Raw genomic sequence first — 17,012 nt, 5'->3', positions numbered from 1 at the left:
CGGAGCCTACACATGAAACAAGTTCAAGACGCCTACATCGTCGCCGCCACGCGCACTCCGATCGGCAAGTCGGGCCGCGGCTACTTCAAGAACACCCGTCCGGACGACCTGCTGGTGGCCGCCATCCGTGGCGCGCTCAAGCAGGTGCCCAACCTCGACCCCAAGGCCATCGAGGACGCCATCGTCGGCTGCGCGATGCCCGAGGCCGAGCAGGGCATGAACGTGGGCCGCGTGGCTGCGCTGCTGGCCGGCCTGCCCAATACCGTGGGCGGCGTCACCGTCAACCGCTTCTGCGCGGCCGGCCTCACGGCGGTGCAGATGGCCGCCGACCGCATCCGCGTGGGCGAAGCCGACGTGATGATCGCCGGCGGCGTCGAGTCGATGAGCATGGTGCCCATGGGCGGCAACAAGCCTTCCTTCAGCCCCGAGGTGTTCGCGCGCGACGAGAACCTGGGCATCGCCTACGGCATGGGCCTGACGGCCGAGAAGGTGGCGCAGCAGTGGAAGGTCTCGCGCGAGGCGCAGGACGAGTTCGCGCTGCATTCGCACCTCAAGGCGCTCAAGGCCATCCAGGCCGGCGAGTTCAAGGACGAGATCACCCCGGTGGAGGTGGTCGAGCGCTTCCCCAACCTGGCCGACGGCAGCATCAGCGTCAAGACCCGCACCGTGGATGTGGACGAAGGCCCGCGGGCCGATACCTCGCCGGAAGGTCTGGCGCGTCTGAAGCCCGTGTTCGCAGCCAAGGGCAGCGTCACCGCCGGCAACAGCTCGCAGACCTCGGATGGTGCCGGTTGCCTGATCCTGGCCAGCGAAGCTGCGATCAAGCGCTACGACCTCAAGCCCCTGGCCCGCTTCGTCAGCTTCGCGATCAAGGGCGTGCCGCCCGAGATCATGGGCATCGGCCCCATCGAGGCCATCCCTGCGGCGTTGAAGTACGCCGGGCTGACCAAGGAGCAGCTCGACTGGATCGAGCTCAACGAGGCCTTCGCCGCCCAGTCGCTGGCTGTGCTCAACACGCTGGACCTCGACCGCAGCAAGGTCAACCCCATGGGTGGCGCCATCGCCCTGGGCCACCCGCTGGGCGCCACCGGCGCGATCCGCTCGGCCACGGTCGTGCACGCGCTGCGCCGCCACAACCTGAAGTACGGCATGGTCACGATGTGCGTGGGCACCGGCCAGGGGGCTGCGGGCATCTTCGAACGCGTCTGAACGCGACCGCAGGCCGCTGCATGCGGCCTGCTTCCCTTCCATCGTCGACAAGGAGACCGGCATGGAGCGGCAAACCCACACCACCCCCGAAGGCGTGAGCCTGGGCGTGCGCTACTACCGGCCCGATGCCCAGGTCTGCAGCCCGCAAGCCGTCGTGCTGATTGCGCCAGCCATGGGCGTGCAACAGGGCTACTACGAAGCCTTCGCGCGCTGGCTGGCCGAGCAGGGCTTTCTCGCCGTCAGCTTCGACTACCGCGGCATGGGCGAATCCCGCCCGCCGGGCCTGCGCTCGCTGCGAGGGTTTGAGGCCGATCTCTTCGACTGGGCCCGTGACTTCGACGCGGTGATCGACGCCATCGTCGAGGCGACACCCGACCTGCCGCTTTACGTGGTGGGTCACAGCCTCGGGGCGCAGCTGCCCGGCCTGCTGCGCAACCGCGACCGCATCGCCGGCCTCGTGTCGGTGGCGGCCGGCAGCGGCTACTGGCGCGACAATGCACCGCCGCTGCGTCGCATGATCCTCTACTTCTGGTACGTGCTGGTGCCCGTGGCCACACGTCTCTTTGGCTACTTCCCCGGCAAGCGCCTGCGCAAGGTGGGCGACCTGCCGCGCGGCGTGATGCTTCAGTGGCGGCGCTGGTGCCTGCACCCGCGTTACCATGTGGGCGCCGAAGGCACCCCGGTGCGCGAGGCCTTCGAGCAGGCACGTTTTCCAGTGGTGGCCCTGTCCATCACCGACGACGAGCTGATGACCGAACGTGGCACGCGCGTGCTGATCGACTGCTATGCCAACGCACCGCGGCGCATCGAGCGCATCGCCCCGCAGGACGTGCAGGCGCGGCGCATCGGGCATTTCGGTTTCTTCCGCGACCAGTTCGAGCCCACGCTGTGGCGTCGCGTCAAACACCTCGTCGAGAGCTTCACCCCCTACACCAAGGAGACCGCATGACCATCAAGACCGCCGTCCTCAACGGCGTGGCCAGCATCGAGATCGCCCGGCCCGATAAGAAGAACGCGCTGACGACCGCGATGTACCAGGCCATGGCCGATGCCCTGGCTGCGGCGCAGGACGACAAGAGCGTGCGCGCCGTGCTGATCCAAGGCCAGCCGGGTATCTTCACCTCGGGCAACGACCTGGAGGACTTCATGCAGCGCCCCCCCCAGGGGCTGGACTCGCCGGTGTTCCAGTTCATGCAGAAGCTGCTGGCCTGCGACAAGCCGGTGGTGGTGGCCGTGACGGGGGCGGCCATCGGCATCGGCACCACGATGCTGCTGCACTGTGATCTCGTCTACGCCGCAGACGATGCCCGCTTCGCCATGCCCTTCGCCAGCCTGGGCCTCGTGCCGGAGTTCGCCTCCAGCCTGCTGGTGCCGCTGTACGCCGGCCATGTGAAGGCGGCTGAGAAGCTGCTGCTGGGCGACCCCTTCGGCGCCGAGGAAGCCCAGGACATGCGCCTCATCAACGCCATCCTGCCGGCAGGCGAGGTGGTCAACCATGCGCGCCGCGTTGCCGAGCGATTCAATCACCTGGCACCGGCCGCCGTGCGTGAGAGCAAGAAGCTGCTGCGCCGCGCCAATGCCAAGCTGGTGCAGGAGACCATCGCGGTGGAAGGTGAGCTCTTCGGCCAGCGCCTGCGCAGCCCCGAGGCCCGCGAGGCCTTCCAGGCTTTCTTCGAGAAGCGCAAGCCCGACTTCACGAAGTTCGACTGACCCTGTCGCCGCCCACTGCAGCGCCCGCCCCGTGCGGGCGTTGTGCTTACTGGGGGATCTGGCGCGACTTGCCTTCGTCGTCGATGGCCACGTAGGTGAGGTTGGCCTCGGTCACCTTCACCACATAGGGGTTGGCGGGGTTGCGCTCGGCGAACACCTCCACGTGCACCGTCACCGAGGTGCGTCCCACGCGCTCGACGCGGGAATAGAACGACAGGATGTCACCCACCGACACCGGTTGCTTGAAGATGAACTGGTTCACCGCCACGGTGGCGATGCGACCGCGCGCGATGCGCGCCGACTGCACCGAGCCCGCCAGGTCGACCTGGGCCATGATCCAGCCACCGAAGATGTCGCCATTGCCATTGGCATCGGCGGGCATGGGCATCACGCGCAGCACGAGTTCCCCATCCTTGGGCACACTCACGGTCTGGGCGGGGGAAGCCAGGTCCTGCGGGCGGGTGTCGGCAGTCATGGTGCTGGGGTCTTTCGTCAGAATCAACAACACAGGATTGTTCCACGATGCGCCGCGCTGCGATGAGCCTGCCCGAGGAGGGCACCCCCGACACCGCCGGCCAGCCGCGGTCCGACTGGGCCACGCTGGGGCGTTTGCTGCCCTATCTGTGGCGCTACCGCTGGCGCGTGATCTTTGCGCTGGCCTTCCTGGTGGGCGCCAAGGTGGCCAACGTGGGCGTGCCCCTGCTGCTCAAGGAGCTGGTGGACAGCCTGTCGATCTCGCCCACCGACCCACGTGCCGTGCTGGTGGTGCCGGTGGGCCTGCTGCTGGCCTATGGGGGCCTGCGGCTGTGCACCTCGCTGTTCACCGAGCTGCGCGAGCTGATCTTCGCCAAGGCCACGGAAGGAGCGGCGCGCAGCATCTCGCTGCAGGTCTTTCGCCATCTGCATGCGCTGAGCCTGCGCTTCCACCTGGAACGCCAGACCGGCGGCATGACGCGCGACATCGAGCGCGGCACGCGCGGCGTGCATTCGCTCATCTCCTATTCGCTCTACAGCATCTTCCCCACGATCATCGAAGTGGCCATGGTGCTCACGCTGCTGGGCGTGAAGTTCGATGCCGCCTTCGCCTGGATCACGCTCGGCGCGCTGGTGGTCTACGTGGCCTTCACGGTGCTGGTGACGGAGTGGCGCACCAAGTTCCGCCGCATCATGAACGAGATGGACTCCAAGGCCCACACCCGGGCCATCGACTCGCTGCTGAACTACGAGACGGTCAAGTACTTCAGCAATGAAGACTACGAAGCCCGGCGCTACGACGAAAGCCTGGAACGGCTGCGCCGGGCCGCGCTGAAGTCGCAGTCCACGCTGTCGCTGCTCAACACCGGCCAGCAGCTCGTGATCTCGGTGGCCCTCATCGCCATGCTGTGGCGGGCCACCGAGGGCGTGGTGGCCGGCACCATGACGCTGGGGGACCTGGTCATGGTCAATGCCTTCATGATCCAGCTCTACATTCCGCTGGGCTTCCTGGGCGTGCTCTACCGGGAGATCAAGCAGTCGCTCACCGACCTGGACAAGATGTTCCGGCTGATGGACCGCGAGCGCGAAGTGGACGATGTGCCCGGCGCGCCCGATCTGCAGGTGCGCGAAGGGGTGGTGCGCTTCGAATCAGTGGACTTCGGCTATGAAGCTGCCCGGCCCATCCTGCGTGGTCTGAGCTTCGAGATTCCGGCCGGCAGGAAGGTGGCGGTGGTGGGGCCCTCGGGGGCGGGCAAATCCACGCTTGCGCGGCTGCTGTTCCGCTTCTACGACGTGGACGCCGGGCGCATCACCATCGACGGCCAGGACATCCGGCAGGTGAGCCAGGCCAGCCTGCGCCGCGCCATCGGCATCGTGCCGCAGGACACGGTGCTGTTCAACGACACCATCGAGTACAACATCGCCTACGGCCGCCCCGGCGCCTCGCGCGAGGAAGTGGTGGCGGCCGCCCAGGCGGCGCACATTCACGATTTCATCAGCGCCACCCCCAAGGGCTATGACACCATGGTGGGCGAGCGCGGTCTGAAACTTTCGGGCGGTGAAAAGCAGCGTGTGGCGATCGCGCGCACCCTGCTGAAGAACCCGCCCATCCTGATCTTCGACGAAGCCACCTCGGCGCTGGATTCGGCCAACGAGCGTGCCATCCAGGCCGAACTGCAATCGGCCGCACGCAACAAGACGGCCCTGGTGATCGCGCACCGGCTGTCCACGGTGGTCGACGCCCACGAGATCCTCGTGATGGAGGCCGGGCGCATCGTCGAGCGCGGCACGCACGCGCAATTGCTGGCCCAGGGCGGGGCCTATGCCCGCATGTGGGCCCTGCAGCAAAGCGGCCAGGAATAGAGGCGGCTCAGTCCTGAGCCGGTGCAGGGGCCTCACCCTGCGGTGGCTGGGAAGCGTCGGTGTCCGGGGTGGGGCTGCTTTCAGGCCGCTGCTCGGTCTTGCGCTTGAGCTTCTCTTCCTTCTTGCGCTTCTTGGCCAGCTCGCGCTGGCGCTTTTCGTAGGCGTAGTTCGGGGTGGGCAAGGAGATCCTTTCGTCAGCAGGGAGGGTCGCTCCCATCCTAACGCGGCTTGGGCGCCAGGGCGAGCCCATGCGGCGATATGCCAGACTTGCGACCATGGCTCTCAAATCCACCATCTTCAAGATCGACCTGCAGATCGCCGACATGGACCGCGGTTACTACGCCGACCATGCGCTGACGATCGCCCGCCACCCCTCGGAAACCGACGAACGCATGATGGCCCGCGTGCTGGCCTTCGCGCTGTTCGCCGCCGACGACCTGAGCTTCGGCAACGGCCTGAGCACCAACGACGAGCCCGACCTGTGGCGGCGCGACCTCACCGGCGAGGTGCTGCTGTGGGTGGACGTGGGCCAACCCGACGAGAAGCTCATCCGCAAGGCCTGTCACCGCGCCCAGCAGGTGGTGGTGCTCACCTTCGGTCGCGTGGCGAATGTGTGGTGGGCCCAGAACCGCAACGCGCTCGAGCGCCTGCCCAAGCTGCGCGTGCTGCACCTCGAAGCCGAACACGTCGAGGCCCTGGCCGCCCTGGTGGAGCGCACCCTGCGCCTGCAATGCACCGTCCAGGACGGGCACATCTGGCTGGGGCATGCGCAGGAGACGGTGGAACTCGCCGTCCAGGAATGGAAGGCCTGGGCCTGAGCCTCACTGCGCCACGTAGCGCCCCGGCTTGTGGTTCACGGCCAGGATGAGGTTGAGCGCCACGGCGCCCAGCAGCGACCAGACCACCCGCATCGGCTCCACGGTGAGGAAGGCCACGGCCACGATGCAGCAGTCGATGGCCATCTGCACCTTGCCGGCGCGCCAGCCGCGCGATTCCTGCAGGTACAGCGCGAGGATGCCCACCCCGCCCAGGCTGGCGCGGTGGCGAAAGAGCATCAGGAAGCCCGCGCCCATCAGCAGCCCGCCCATCACGGCGGCATAGGCCGGGTGCAGGCCGGTGAAGCCCAGCACCAGCGGGTGGAATTCGGCGAAGAGTGACAGCAGGGCCACCGCGATGAAGGTCTTGAGCGTGAAGGCGCGGCCCAGCTTGCGCAGCGCGATCCAGTAGAAGGGCAGGTTGATGAGGAAGAAGATCTTGCCGAAGCTGATGCCGCTGGCGTAGTGCAGCAGGAAAGCCAGTCCGGCCGTGCCGCCGGTGAGCAGGCCCGTGTGGTTGAACATCACCACCCCCAGCGAGATGAAGAGCGTGCCCGTCACCAGGGCCTGGGCATCATCAAAGAAGGAATGGCGTTCGATGGGGTCGGGGGCGGACACGCGGGCCTCTGCGGCAGGCAAAGGCGACAGTGTAGGCAAGGCGGGGGCCCACCTCTTGGCGCTGGATCAAGCCGGCTGCGCGGCCGCGGTCCGGCGGCGCCAGGCGCGCCACGCGCGGGCACCCAGCAGCATGCCGACGATCAGTGCATACACGGCCACTTCGGCGTAGTCGTTCTTGCCCGAGCGCATCCAGAAGAAGTGCAGCAAGGCCAGGCCGGCCACCGCGTACACGGCGCGGTGCAGGGCCTGCCAGCGCGCAGCGCCCAAAGCCTTGATGGCCCGGTTGAAGGAGGTGGCCGCCAGCGGGAGCATCAGCACCAGCGCCGCGAAGCCCACCAGGATGAAGGGCCGCTTGGCGATGTCGCGTGCGATGTCGTCCAGGTAGAAGCCCATGTCGAACCAGGCGTAGCACAGCAGGTGCAGCACGCCGTAGAAGAAGGTGAAGAGGCCCAGCAGGCGCCGAAAGCGCGCCAGGCCGTGCCAGCCGGTGGCATGGCGCACCGGCGTGACGGCCAGCGTGAGGCACAGCAGGCGCAGCGTCCAGTCGCCGGTGCTGCGGATCAGGGCCTCGGCCGGGTTGGCGCCCAGGGTGCCGGCCACCGCGCCCCCCAGCAATTGGGCGAAGGGCAGCAGGCACAGCACGAACAGCAGCGGCTTGGCCGCCGGGTGCAGCAGGGCGCGCTGGGCGTTCACGCCGTTCCCCCGGCGTTCAATAGAACTTCTTCAGGTCCATGCCGGCATAGAGCTGGCCCACCTGGGCTTCGTAGCCGTTGAACATCAGCGTGGGGCGCTTGCGCGTGAAGAGGCCGTCCTCGCCGATGCGCCGCTCGGTGGCCTGGCTCCAGCGCGGGTGGTCCACGGTCGGGTTCACGTTGGAGTAGAAGCCGTACTCGTGCGGCGCCGAGACGTTCCAGGCGGTGTTGGGCTGCTTGTCGGTGAAGCGGATCTTCACGATGGACTTGCCGCTCTTGAAGCCGTACTTCCAGGGCACCACCAGGCGCAGCGGCGCGCCATTCTGGTTGGGCAGCACCTCGCCGTACAGACCGAAGGCCAGCAGCGTGAGCGGGTGCATCGCCTCGTCCAGGCGCAGGCCTTCCACATAGGGCCACAGCAGCACGCGCGAGTTGAGCCCGGGCATCTGGGCCTTGTCAGCCAGGGTGTGGAACTCAACGTACTTCGCATTGCCCGTGGGCTCGACACGCCGGATCAGCTCGTTCAGCGAATAGCCCACCCAGGGAATGACCATGGACCAGCCCTCGACGCAGCGCAGGCGGTAGATGCGCTCTTCCATGGACGCGAGCTTGAGGAGGGTCTCGATGTCGTAGGTGCCGGGCTTGCGCACCTCGCCTTCCACCACCACCGTCCAGGGCCGGGTCTTCAGGCTGCCGGCGCGGCGGGCCGGGTCGGCCTTGTCGGTGCCGAACTCGTAGAAGTTGTTGTAGGTGGTGACGTCCTGGTAGGCCGTCAGCTTTTCCATCGTCAGGGCGCCCGGCACCTTGCTGGGGGTGCCGGGCAGCGCCGGCAGCTTGCCCGGCCCGGCCGTCTGGGCCCAGGCCTCGCGACCGGCCCAGGCGGCCAGCGCCGCACCGGCTGCGCCGGTGGCCATCCAGCGCAGCCAGTCCCGCCGGGCGGCATACACCTCGCGCGGGGTGATCTCAGAGGCCAAAGGGTGTTCGTAGCCTCGGGATTTGTCCAGGACATGCATGATGGGCCTTCCAGGTGGTTCACCGTTGGAAAGGGTGACACCAAGCCGGGTTCCCTGCCGGCGTGGGGGCTTGTGCTCAGCGGCCCAGGTCGTCGTGGTAGCCGGTGTCGATGACGTCCAGCCCGGCGGTGGTCGGGTTGTCGGCCTGCAGGGGGTCGTGGTGCGTGACCACTTCCAGGGCGGCCGGGTCGAAGAGGGTGAGGGCGTTGCGGGCCTGGCTGTCGCGAAAGCGCTTGCGCGAAAACAGCTTGCGCTGGGCCTCGGCCGGCAGGTCGGTGATGCGGATGACGTTGTTGGCGATCAGCAGGTCGATCACGTCTTCCAGCACCCGCACGAAGTCTGCATCCAGCGCCTGGAAGGCCTCCTGACGCGCAGGGGCGGCGCTGGCCGGCTGGCCCAGGAAACTGCGGACCTCGTCGTGGTCATCGGGCAGGAATTCCTGGGTGTCGGGTGTGGGTTCGCGGTGCAGGCTCACGACCACACCATGAACATTGCGAGCGACAAAAGGCATGGTCGGCAGCCGCCAGGGTGGACAGGCTGCCGACTATACGCTGGCGGTGCTCTCCCGGGGTCAGAGTTCGCCGTAGGAGTGCAGGCCCGAGAGGAACATGTTCACGCCCAGGAAGGCGAAGGTCGTGATGGCCAGGCCCACCAGCGCCCACCAGGCCGACACCGTGCCGCGCAGGCCTTTCATCAGGCGCATGTGCAGCCAGGCCGCGTAGTTCAGCCACACGATCAGGGCCCAGGTCTCCTTCGGGTCCCAGCTCCAGTAGCCGCCCCAGGCCTCGGCCGCCCACAGCGCGCCCAGGATGGTGGCGATGGTGAAGAAGGCGAAGCCCACCGCGATGGACTTGTACATCACGTCGTCGAGCACCTCGTAGCTGGGCAGCTTTGCCGCGATGCGGCGGCGCAGCGCCAGGATGCCGCCCACGATGAGCGCCGAGACGCCGAAGTACACCGCCCAGTAGCTGCTCAGGCCACCGTCGGACGTCTGGCGGAACACCAGCGGCTCGAAGCACAGCACCACGCCCAGCAGCCACAGCGGGGCGAGCTTGTACCAGCGCGTCTCGCTGGCCTGCTGCTTGATGAGGTAGGCGAAGGCCACCATGGCCGCGATGGCAAAGGTGCCGTAGCCGATGAAGTTGGCCGGCACATGCACCTTCATCCACCAGCTTTGCAGGGCCGGCACCAGGGGCTGGATCTCGTGCGCGCCACGCTCGACCGTGTACCACAGCAGGAAACCGACGGCGGCGCTGACGATGAGCATCGTGAAGGCCCCCAGGCTGCGCACGTGCTCGCGGTGCTTGTACTGGTCCTCGTAATAGAGCCAGTACAGCGCCGTGAGCCAGCAGAACAGCACGAAGACCTCGTAGAGGTTGCTCACCGGGATGTGGCCGATGTCCGGGCCGATCTGGTGGCTTTCGAACCAGCGCACCATCGAGCCGATCAGGCCCATTGCGATGGCCGCCCAGGCCAGCCGCGAGCCCAGCCGCTCGGCCGTGGCGGTGTCGGTCCTGGCGAAGAAGCCGATCCAGTAGAAGACCGTGCTCATGAAGAACAGCAGGCTCATCCACAGGATGGCGCTCTGGCTGGAGAGGAAGTACTTCAGCAGGAAGACGTTGTCGGCCTGCGAGAGATCGGCCCCGAAGCCGTCCTGCACCCGCGCATACAGCGAGATGGCCAGCAGCGAGGCGGCCCCCACCACCAGGGCCAGCACGCGCAGCGGCCGCCAGAACCAGCCCAGCCAGATCGCGGTGGGCACGGCACCCACGAGAATGGCCTTCTCATAGCCGTCCATCGAGGCGTTGTAGCGCTGGAAGGCGTAGGCACCGCCGGCGGCCAGCAGCGCGGCAAACAGCCAGTCGAACCAGGTGCGCCGGGCGAAGTAGCCCGGGGCGTTGAGGGAGAGGGTGGTGGTGTTCATCGGGCCTCCGGGGCGGCAGCCTGCAGCAGGGCCTGCTTGAGGTTGTCGAATTCTCGATCGGTGTCCAGGGTGTGACGGGTGGACGACAAAGCGGTGGTCACACGGGTGTGGCCGCTCGCGTCCGGTGCGTCTTCGAGCCAGATCCACAGCCGGCGTTCCCTGACGTAGAGCATGGCGAACACACCGATGATGAGCAGAACGCAGCCCAGGTACACCACGTATTTGCCCGGGGCCCGGGCCACCTGGAAGACGCTGGCCTGCACCTGCTCGAAGTCGGTGAGTTCCAGCAGCAGCGGTGCGGGGTAGTAGGCCTCGTCGGAGAGCGACAGCACCGCCTGGGTCATGAAGGCGCGTGTGTTCTCGTCCTGCGGCAGTGGCGGCAGGCCTGCCTGGGCCCGGCTGTCCTGCAGCAGCTCGAAGAGCACGCCATTGAGGATGCGGATCAGCACTTCGGAGGTGCGTGCCCGGTCGGCTTCGGGCACATTGGCTTCCATGAAGTCGGCGATGGCCTGCAGGCCGCCGACCGGCTGGTCGCCCGCGCGCACCGCCTCCTCGCCGGCGAACAAGGCGAGGCCGCGCAACGCCGACACGCGCAACTGGTCGGCCAGGTCGGGTCGGGCCGGGTCCACGGCCTGGCTCACGTAGCGCTGGACGGCACGGTCGCGGGCGGCCGGGTCGTGCAGGGCATCGCGCAGCCGCATCCAGCCGTTCAGGCTGTCGGCCTCGTCGGCCGGGATGCGCAGGTAGCGGAAGCTCTCGGCCGGGGTATCGCGCACGCCGGCCAGGAAGACGCGGCGGCCGTCCAGGTCCACCGGCAGCATGTAGTTGTGGTATTCACGGGCCTGGCCCGAGGCGTCGCGCAGCTTGTAGGTGACCGAGGGGCCCACGTTGCGCAGGCCCTTGTCGCTGGTCGGCGCGCCCGAGCCCAGGTGCTGCTGCAGCCCGGCGACGAGGTTGACCTTGCGCACGTCGGTGGCGCTGTTGGGTGTCTGCCCCAGGTTCTCGACGTTGATCACACGCAGCCCGGTGAACTCCAGCGTCAGCGTCTGCCCGCCTGCGTCGTGCAGTTCGGTGCTGCTGCCGACCGTCCCCGTCACCTGGAAGCGCTTGCCGGCACGGCCCATCGGGTAGGCCTGCAGGGTCACGCGCGATCCGCCGTCATCGAAGCTCGACTGGTAGATCGCCATCCCGGCGTGGTAGAGCGGCTTGTTGACCTCGATGCGGGCCTCGCGTGTCTGGCCCGTCTGACGGTCGTGCACCACCACCTCACTCGCAAAGAGCTTGGGCATGCCGGTGTCGTAATAGTCGACGATGAAGCGCTTGAGCTCCAGGTCGAAGGGCAGGGGCTGCAGCACCACGCCGTCGCGCTGGTTGAGGATCACCACGCCCGAGCGGGAGCCCTCGGGCACCAGCAGGTTGCCCCGGAAGGCCGCCGTGTCGGTGCCCAGCCAGTGCTGCTGCGGCACCTCGCTCACCAGGCCGCCGCCGGTGTAGGCGCTCTTGCCCCCCAGCCACATCTGCGCGCGCACCATCAGGTCGCCGTCGAGCAGCCCGCCCACGCACACCAGCACGATGGCCGAATGGGCTGCGAGGTAGCCGAGCTTGTTCGCCTGGCCTTTCTTGGCGGCGATCATCACGCCACGCACGGCCTCGCCGTCGCGCCGGACCTGCGCACGCGCCTTCCAGCCGTTGCGCTGGAGCAAGGCGGTGACCCGCTCAAGCACGGCCTCGCGCGGCTCGGCCACCACGCCCTGGCCCTTGTGATGGAAGGCCTGCAGGGCCTGCTCGCGCACGTGTTCCTTGTAGGTTCTCAGGTCCTGCGCGATCTTGGGCGTGTTGCGGGCGATGCACAGCGAGGTGGAGATCACCAGAAAGGCCAGGATCAGCAGGAACCACCCGGCGCTGTAGACCGAGTACAGGCCCAGCGTGCCGAAGAGCTCGGCCCAGAAGGGCCCGAACTGGTTGGCGTAGTTGGTGTAAGGCTGGTGTTGCTGCACCACGGTGCCGATCACCGAGGCGATGCAGATCACCGTGAGCAGCGCGATCGCAAACCGCATCGAGGCCAGCATCTCCAGCGCCTCGCGCCAGGCGCGTGAGGCTCGGGAGGCGGGCGCAAGCTCAGGAGAGGCTGACATCGGTGGCACTCGTGGGGACAAAAAAGGCGGGCATCCCTCCCGGGGGCCCGCCTGTCGTTATGGCTCTACTTCGGGCGCTGGCTGGCTGGGTCAGCGCAAACCGGCAATGTAGTCTGACACGGCCTTGATTTCCACATCGCTCATGCGGGCGGCGATGGGGTTCATCTGCAGGTTCACCCGGGCGCCGCTGCGGAAGGCGATCATCTGCGCTTCGGTGTAGTCGAAGTGCTGGCCGCTCAGGCGCGGGTACTGCGAAGGGATGCCCGAGCCGGCGGGGCCGTGACAGCCGGCGCAGGCAGGCACGGACTTCTCGGCAATGCCGCCACGGTAGATGCGCTCGCCCAGGCGGATGGTGTCCTTGTTGGTGGCCGCACCCGGGCGGGCCTCGCGCCCCGCATAGAAGGCAGCGACATTGCGCATGTCCTCATCGCTCAGCGTGGCGGCAAAGCCGGCCATGACGGCGTTCTGGCGCTTGCCCGACTTGAACTCCTGCAACTGCTTGACGAGGTACTCCGGGTGCTGACCCGCGATGATGGGGTTGGCTGGCGTGCCCCGGCTCCCGTCCACGGTGTGGCAGGCCACACAGACCTGGTTGGCGATCGCCTGGCCTTTGGCCAGGTCGGGTTTGGCGGGGGCCTGGGCAGAAGCCAGCGTCGGGGCGGCCCAGGCGAATGCGGCAAACAGCAGAGGAGCGATCGATTTCATATCGTGGGAGGGTGTGTAGGCCAAAGGCAAAACCCGCGGATTTTACAATGCCCGCTCCATGCCCAGCCAATCCCCCCCCTCCGGCGCCCGTGCGCCCATCGCCCAGACCGAACCGGCCGCCCGTGCCGCGCTCGCCTGGACGCACACCGCCCGCTTCCTGACCACGGCCAGCGAACTCCACCACCTGCCGGTCAGCGAACTGCCGGAAATCGCCTTCGTGGGCCGCTCCAACGCGGGCAAGTCCACCGCCATCAACACCCTGGCGCAGCAACGCCAGCTCGCCTTTGCCTCCAAGACGCCGGGGCGCACCCAGCACATCAACCTCTTCGAGCTGGGCCCGCGCGAGGCCGCCGATGCGCTGCTGGCCGACCTGCCCGGCTATGGCTATGCCGCGGTGGAGCGCAGTGCCAAGCTGCGCTGGCAGGCGGTGATGGCCGACTACCTCGCCCTGCGCCGCAACCTGGCCGGCGTGGTGCTGCTGGTGGACCCCCGCCAGGGTCTGACCGAGCTCGACCACCAGCTGCTGCAGTTCGTCGCCCCGCGCGTGGGCAATGGCAGCGTGAAGCTGCTGGTGGTGCTCACCAAGGCCGACAAGCTCAACCGCAAGGAAGGCGCCGAGGCGCTGCGCGCTGCTCAGGAGGCGCTGGGCGACTACGTCACCGACGAGGCCGACGTCGGCCTGCTGCTGTTCTCGGGCCTGCGCCGCACCGGCCTGGACGACCTGGCCACCACCCTGCACGGCTGGGTGCACGCCAGGCCCCTGGCGTAAACCCCGAGGTCAGCGGGTCGCAAATGCGACGCCGCCGCCCCCGGGCCGGGTCGATACTCCCAGGCATCCTGCCTTGGGAGTGTGGTGCATGAGCCTGGAGACCTTCGACGTCGATCTGCCGCATGGCATCCGCCTGGCCTGCCGGGCCCAGGGGCCGCGCGATGCGCCGGTGCTGCTGTTCCTGCATGGCTTTCCCGAGGCCGCATTCGTTTGGGACGAGGTGGGCGGCTTGCTGGGCGGGCGCTACCGCTGCGTGGCGCCCAATCTGCGAGGCTACCCGGGGTCTTCCTCACCGGCCGAGGTGGAGGCCTACCGGGCCAAGCACCTGGTGCGCGACGTGGCCGCGCTGATCGAGCACCTGGGTGCTCCCATCGCGGCCCTGGTGGCCCACGACTGGGGCGGTGCTGTCGCCTGGAACCTGGCGGTGCAGCAGCCGGCGCTGATCGAGCGGCTGGTGATCGTGAACTCTCCGCACCCGGGCACCTTCCTGCGCGAGCTGCAGCACAATCCGGTGCAGCAAAGAGCCAGCGCCTACATGAACTTCCTGTGCCGGCCCGATGCGCAAACCCTGCTGGCCGAGGACGACTTCGCCCGCCTGTGGCCCTTCTTCCTGAGCATGGGGGCCGGGCCCGATGGGCACGGTTGGCTCACCGAGGCCGTGAAGGACCAGTACCGCACCGCCTGGCGTCATGGCCTGAACGGACCGCTGAACTACTACCGCGCCTCGCCGCTGCGCCCGGCGCTCACGGCCGAGGACGCGATCCATGGCCTGCGGTTCGACGACGCCCAGGTGCGTGTGGAGCGGCCCACGCTGGTGATCTGGGGCGAGGGTGATGTGGCCTTGCCGCCGTCGCTGCTGGACGGGCTCGACCATTGGGTGCCGCATCTGGAGCTGCTGCGTGTGCCCGGCGCCACCCATTGGATCGTGCACGAGCAGCCCGGCCTCGTGGCCGAGGCCATCGCCGGCTTCGTGCCCGCAGCGCGCTGATCAGCGGATCGGACTGTCCAGATCCTGTATCAGGCTGTCCACCGCGCGCTGCATCAGCGAGCGGTCTTCCAGCACCGTGATCAGGCCCTCGGCCAGCAGGCGTTCCACGGCGCGGCGCGTGAGCGAATGCGAGTGACCGGCATGCTGGCTGGCAAACATGAAGAACTGGCCGTTGTCGCTGCTCCACATGAGCTGGGCGGTGACCCACTGGCCCTGCACGAACATGTGATACCAGGACCCTGGCGTGAGCTTGGCCATCCAGGCCTCGCGGGCGAGCCGGCCGGCCTGCGTGTCGGTTTGCGACATCAGGCCCACCGGCACCGTGGGCAGGGTGCCGCGGTCCACCGGCTCGTCGGGGCCCAGGGTGCGTGGCCCCAAGTCCGGCTCGTCCAGCATCTGCTGCACGATCTGTTCCGGGGTCAGCGCCTCGACGGAGGCAGTTGCCGCCGCCGCCGCCGGGGCCTCGCCCCGCAGCACCGAGGCGTGGTGGGCGGACAGCTCAGCCAGCAAGGCCTCGCGCTGGGCCTGCGGCCAGCCGATCAGGTCCATGCCGCGGTTCAGGCTCGCCGCCAGCTCGGGCAGCAGCGCACGCAGGCGGCTGCGGTCGGCCGGGGCGGTGTGCGGCTGCATGCTCCACAGCAGCTCGTCCACCGTGTGCATCAGCTCGGTGGCCTCGTGGGAGTGTTCGCCATGCCGGGCCATGGCCTCGACCATCACGTCCACCCAGGGCCCGAAGAGGAAGTCGCGCAGCGACTGGCTGAGCTGGGCCCCCTGCATCTGGCGCACCTGCTGGCGCAGCACACCGCGCAACTGGTCGGCACGCTCGATGCGCTGCAGCTTGTCGAGCGCGGCACGCGAGCGCTCGAGCGCCTCGCGGCTGCGCTCGTCGATGAAGTGGTTGATGTCGTCCTGGCCCTTGAGGAAGTGGTGCGATTCCGGCTTGGGCAGGGCCACGATGCGGTCGATCACGGCGCGGGCAAACTTCAGGAACTCGGTCAGGCGCTCGTCGTGGGGGTCGTCGTAGCCGGCGCAATGGGCCGACAGGCGGTTGAGCAGCTGCCACGCCGGATGGTCGGCCTGACGCACCAGCGCCGGGTCGCGCTGGGCCAGGCCCAGCACCGCGGGCTTGAGCCGGGCCAGCAGTGAGCGCACGTTCTCGACCAGCTTCGGGTCGGCCAGGATCTGGTCGAACAGGCGGTTGACGAGGGTCTCGGCCTCAGCCCCCGCACTGTCCAGCGGCGTGGGGTGGCTGCGGCTCACGCGCTCCAGCAGCCGGCCCAGCGTGCCCGAATCGGTCAGCTCGAAGGCGCCGCTGGCCACGGCCGGGGCCTTGGCGGTGGGCACGGCGCGGAAGGCCAGGGGCTGCACGCCCAGGCCTTCCAGGCGGCGGCAGATCTGCGCGTACTCGACCTTCAGCAAGCTGGCGAGCTGGGCGCCGGCCAGGCGCAGCAGCAGCATGCGTGCCTCGGCCGCCACCCGCAGGTTGCGCGTGGCCTGGCTGAGCGCGCGCGCAAACACCTCCGGGCGCAGCGGGTTGGCCTCGCGGCGGATCTCGTTCTGGCCCCGGGCGGCGGCCATGAAGGCCTGCACCTCGCGCAGTTCCCACTCGGCCTGCTGGTCGATCTGCGCCATCACGCGCGAGATCTCGATGTCTTCTTCGGCCTGCCCCTCGTCCACCAGCGACAGCTCGTCCAGGCTCAGGGCCATCGGCTTGCGCGCCTGCGGCACCGCGGGCCGATCGGACAGGGCCTCCCGTACACCCCGGTCGATGAGGGTTTGCAGCGACTGCACCCAGTCGGACTGCTGCTGCTGCAAGGCCTCGATCAGCGCGAAGAACTGCTTTCGGTCGTGGGCGAGCGCGTGCGTGGCGTTGGGATTGCGCAACTCGGCCAGGGTGCGGTTCACGACATCACGGGCCAGCAAGGGCACGCCCTGGACGATGGACTCGAGGTGGGAGGCGGGAATCGGAGCGCTCATGGACGGGGAACGGGGACGATGCGCAATGTTGGGGCCGAACGTGCCCGCATGCAACCCGGAAGATCAAGGTGAAAGGGCATCGAAACATGTCCTCCCAATGAAAAAGGGCCGCGCAAGCGG

General features: G+C 68.3%; 17 protein-coding genes. 7 read left to right on the top strand and 10 right to left on the bottom strand.

Annotated features, from left to right (window positions below):
• The first annotated feature begins 12 nt into the window (after window positions 1-12).
• The 3 genes from C1704_RS15045 (at window position 13) to C1704_RS15035 (ending at window position 2,919) form a co-directional block, all read left to right on the top strand.
• Window positions 13-1,209, top strand: a complete 1,197-nt coding sequence (locus C1704_RS15045; RefSeq protein ID WP_104303560.1) for an acetyl-CoA C-acyltransferase — start codon at window positions 13-15, stop codon at window positions 1,207-1,209.
• Between the two features lie 61 nt (window positions 1,210-1,270).
• Entirely contained in the window at window positions 1,271-2,158 is an 888-nt protein-coding gene (locus C1704_RS15040) for an alpha/beta hydrolase family protein (protein WP_104303559.1), read from the top strand.
• Window positions 2,155-2,919, top strand: coding sequence for an enoyl-CoA hydratase (locus C1704_RS15035; protein WP_104303558.1), 765 nt, complete (start codon window positions 2,155-2,157; stop codon window positions 2,917-2,919). The genes C1704_RS15040 and C1704_RS15035 overlap by 4 nt, the downstream gene beginning before the upstream one ends.
• Window positions 2,920-2,965: 46 nt before the next feature.
• Here C1704_RS15035 and C1704_RS15030 read toward each other — a convergent pair whose 3' ends face one another.
• Window positions 2,966-3,394 (bottom strand): acyl-CoA thioesterase, encoded by a 429-nt coding sequence (locus C1704_RS15030; RefSeq protein WP_104303688.1) that lies wholly within the window; start codon window positions 3,392-3,394, stop codon window positions 2,966-2,968.
• A 47-nt stretch (window positions 3,395-3,441) separates the two neighbouring features.
• Between C1704_RS15030 and C1704_RS15025 the strand changes: the two genes are divergently transcribed.
• Entirely contained in the window at window positions 3,442-5,256 is a 1,815-nt protein-coding gene (locus tag C1704_RS15025) for an ABCB family ABC transporter ATP-binding protein/permease (RefSeq protein WP_104303557.1), read from the top strand.
• A 7-nt stretch (window positions 5,257-5,263) separates the two neighbouring features.
• On the opposite strand, the gene C1704_RS17605 is transcribed toward C1704_RS15025, so the two are convergent.
• Entirely contained in the window at window positions 5,264-5,437 is a 174-nt protein-coding gene (locus tag C1704_RS17605) for a hypothetical protein (protein WP_170064716.1), read from the bottom strand.
• Window positions 5,438-5,531: 94 nt separating this feature from the next.
• Here C1704_RS17605 and C1704_RS15020 point away from each other — a divergent pair, with 94 nt between their 5' ends.
• The gene (locus tag C1704_RS15020; protein WP_104303556.1) at window positions 5,532-6,074 is read left to right on the top strand and encodes a YaeQ family protein; all 543 of its coding nucleotides are present in this window, start codon (window positions 5,532-5,534) and stop codon (window positions 6,072-6,074) included.
• Between the two features lie 3 nt (window positions 6,075-6,077).
• On the opposite strand, the gene C1704_RS15015 is transcribed toward C1704_RS15020, so the two are convergent.
• From C1704_RS15015 to C1704_RS14985, 7 genes are all read right to left on the bottom strand, one after another.
• Window positions 6,078-6,689: a YitT family protein gene (locus C1704_RS15015; RefSeq protein WP_245876511.1), complete on the bottom strand. Its 612-nt coding sequence runs from the start codon at window positions 6,687-6,689 to the stop codon at window positions 6,078-6,080.
• A 66-nt stretch (window positions 6,690-6,755) separates the two neighbouring features.
• Complete coding sequence (locus C1704_RS15010; RefSeq protein WP_104303554.1) at window positions 6,756-7,382, bottom strand: protein-methionine-sulfoxide reductase heme-binding subunit MsrQ; 627 nt, start codon at window positions 7,380-7,382, stop codon at window positions 6,756-6,758.
• Between the two features lie 16 nt (window positions 7,383-7,398).
• Window positions 7,399-8,394, bottom strand: coding sequence for a protein-methionine-sulfoxide reductase catalytic subunit MsrP (gene msrP, locus C1704_RS15005; RefSeq protein ID WP_104303553.1), 996 nt, complete (start codon window positions 8,392-8,394; stop codon window positions 7,399-7,401).
• A 76-nt stretch (window positions 8,395-8,470) separates the two neighbouring features.
• A complete protein-coding gene (locus C1704_RS15000) occupies window positions 8,471-8,905 on the bottom strand; it encodes a hypothetical protein (RefSeq protein WP_104303552.1) in 435 nt (144 codons plus the stop codon).
• A gap of 60 nt (window positions 8,906-8,965) precedes the next feature.
• Window positions 8,966-10,318 (bottom strand): c-type cytochrome biogenesis protein CcsB, encoded by a 1,353-nt coding sequence (ccsB, locus tag C1704_RS14995; RefSeq protein ID WP_104303551.1) that lies wholly within the window; start codon window positions 10,316-10,318, stop codon window positions 8,966-8,968.
• Window positions 10,315-12,453: a cytochrome c biogenesis protein ResB gene (locus tag C1704_RS14990; protein ID WP_104303550.1), complete on the bottom strand. Its 2,139-nt coding sequence runs from the start codon at window positions 12,451-12,453 to the stop codon at window positions 10,315-10,317. The genes ccsB and C1704_RS14990 overlap by 4 nt, the downstream gene beginning before the upstream one ends.
• A gap of 90 nt (window positions 12,454-12,543) precedes the next feature.
• Window positions 12,544-13,158: a c-type cytochrome gene (locus C1704_RS14985; protein WP_104303687.1), complete on the bottom strand. Its 615-nt coding sequence runs from the start codon at window positions 13,156-13,158 to the stop codon at window positions 12,544-12,546.
• Window positions 13,159-13,216: 58 nt separating this feature from the next.
• Here C1704_RS14985 and yihA point away from each other — a divergent pair, with 58 nt between their 5' ends.
• Together yihA and C1704_RS14975 are read left to right on the top strand one after the other, a co-directional pair.
• Window positions 13,217-13,927: a ribosome biogenesis GTP-binding protein YihA/YsxC gene (gene yihA / locus C1704_RS14980; RefSeq protein ID WP_104303549.1), complete on the top strand. Its 711-nt coding sequence runs from the start codon at window positions 13,217-13,219 to the stop codon at window positions 13,925-13,927.
• Between the two features lie 88 nt (window positions 13,928-14,015).
• Window positions 14,016-14,915 carry an alpha/beta fold hydrolase gene (locus C1704_RS14975; RefSeq protein WP_104303548.1) on the top strand — a complete coding sequence of 300 codons (900 nt, stop codon included), beginning with the start codon at window positions 14,016-14,018 and terminating at the stop codon, window positions 14,913-14,915.
• On the opposite strand, the gene C1704_RS14970 is transcribed toward C1704_RS14975, so the two are convergent.
• Complete coding sequence (locus C1704_RS14970; protein ID WP_104303547.1) at window positions 14,916-16,892, bottom strand: DUF1631 family protein; 1,977 nt, start codon at window positions 16,890-16,892, stop codon at window positions 14,916-14,918.
• Between the last annotated feature and the right edge of the window lie 120 nt (window positions 16,893-17,012).

Origin of the sequence: Caldimonas caldifontis, assembly GCF_002930615.1 — a bacterium.
Classification (GTDB): domain Bacteria; phylum Pseudomonadota; class Gammaproteobacteria; order Burkholderiales; family Burkholderiaceae_C; genus Caldimonas; species Caldimonas caldifontis.
This window is presented reverse-complemented; position numbering and strand designations above follow the sequence as displayed.

Excerpts from the sequence above, each read along its gene's own strand:
- C1704_RS14990 (WP_104303550.1), bottom strand. The coding sequence starts at position 12,453 with ATGTCAGCCTCTCCTGAGCTTGCGCCCGCCTCCCGAGCCTCACGCGCC.
- C1704_RS15030 (WP_104303688.1), bottom strand. The coding sequence starts at position 3,394 with ATGACTGCCGACACCCGCCCGCAGGACCTGGCTTCCCCCGCCCAGACC.
- ccsB (WP_104303551.1), bottom strand. The coding sequence starts at position 10,318 with ATGAACACCACCACCCTCTCCCTCAACGCCCCGGGCTACTTCGCCCGG.
- yihA (WP_104303549.1), top strand. The coding sequence starts at position 13,217 with ATGCCCAGCCAATCCCCCCCCTCCGGCGCCCGTGCGCCCATCGCCCAG.
- msrP (WP_104303553.1), bottom strand. The coding sequence starts at position 8,394 with ATGCATGTCCTGGACAAATCCCGAGGCTACGAACACCCTTTGGCCTCT.
- C1704_RS14985 (WP_104303687.1), bottom strand. The coding sequence starts at position 13,158 with ATGAAATCGATCGCTCCTCTGCTGTTTGCCGCATTCGCCTGGGCCGCC.
- C1704_RS15025 (WP_104303557.1), top strand. The coding sequence starts at position 3,442 with ATGCGCCGCGCTGCGATGAGCCTGCCCGAGGAGGGCACCCCCGACACC.
- C1704_RS15035 (WP_104303558.1), top strand. The coding sequence starts at position 2,155 with ATGACCATCAAGACCGCCGTCCTCAACGGCGTGGCCAGCATCGAGATC.
- C1704_RS14975 (WP_104303548.1), top strand. The coding sequence starts at position 14,016 with ATGAGCCTGGAGACCTTCGACGTCGATCTGCCGCATGGCATCCGCCTG.
- C1704_RS15040 (WP_104303559.1), top strand. The coding sequence starts at position 1,271 with ATGGAGCGGCAAACCCACACCACCCCCGAAGGCGTGAGCCTGGGCGTG.
- C1704_RS15020 (WP_104303556.1), top strand. The coding sequence starts at position 5,532 with ATGGCTCTCAAATCCACCATCTTCAAGATCGACCTGCAGATCGCCGAC.
- C1704_RS14970 (WP_104303547.1), bottom strand. The coding sequence starts at position 16,892 with ATGAGCGCTCCGATTCCCGCCTCCCACCTCGAGTCCATCGTCCAGGGC.
- C1704_RS15000 (WP_104303552.1), bottom strand. The coding sequence starts at position 8,905 with ATGCCTTTTGTCGCTCGCAATGTTCATGGTGTGGTCGTGAGCCTGCAC.
- C1704_RS15045 (WP_104303560.1), top strand. The coding sequence starts at position 13 with ATGAAACAAGTTCAAGACGCCTACATCGTCGCCGCCACGCGCACTCCG.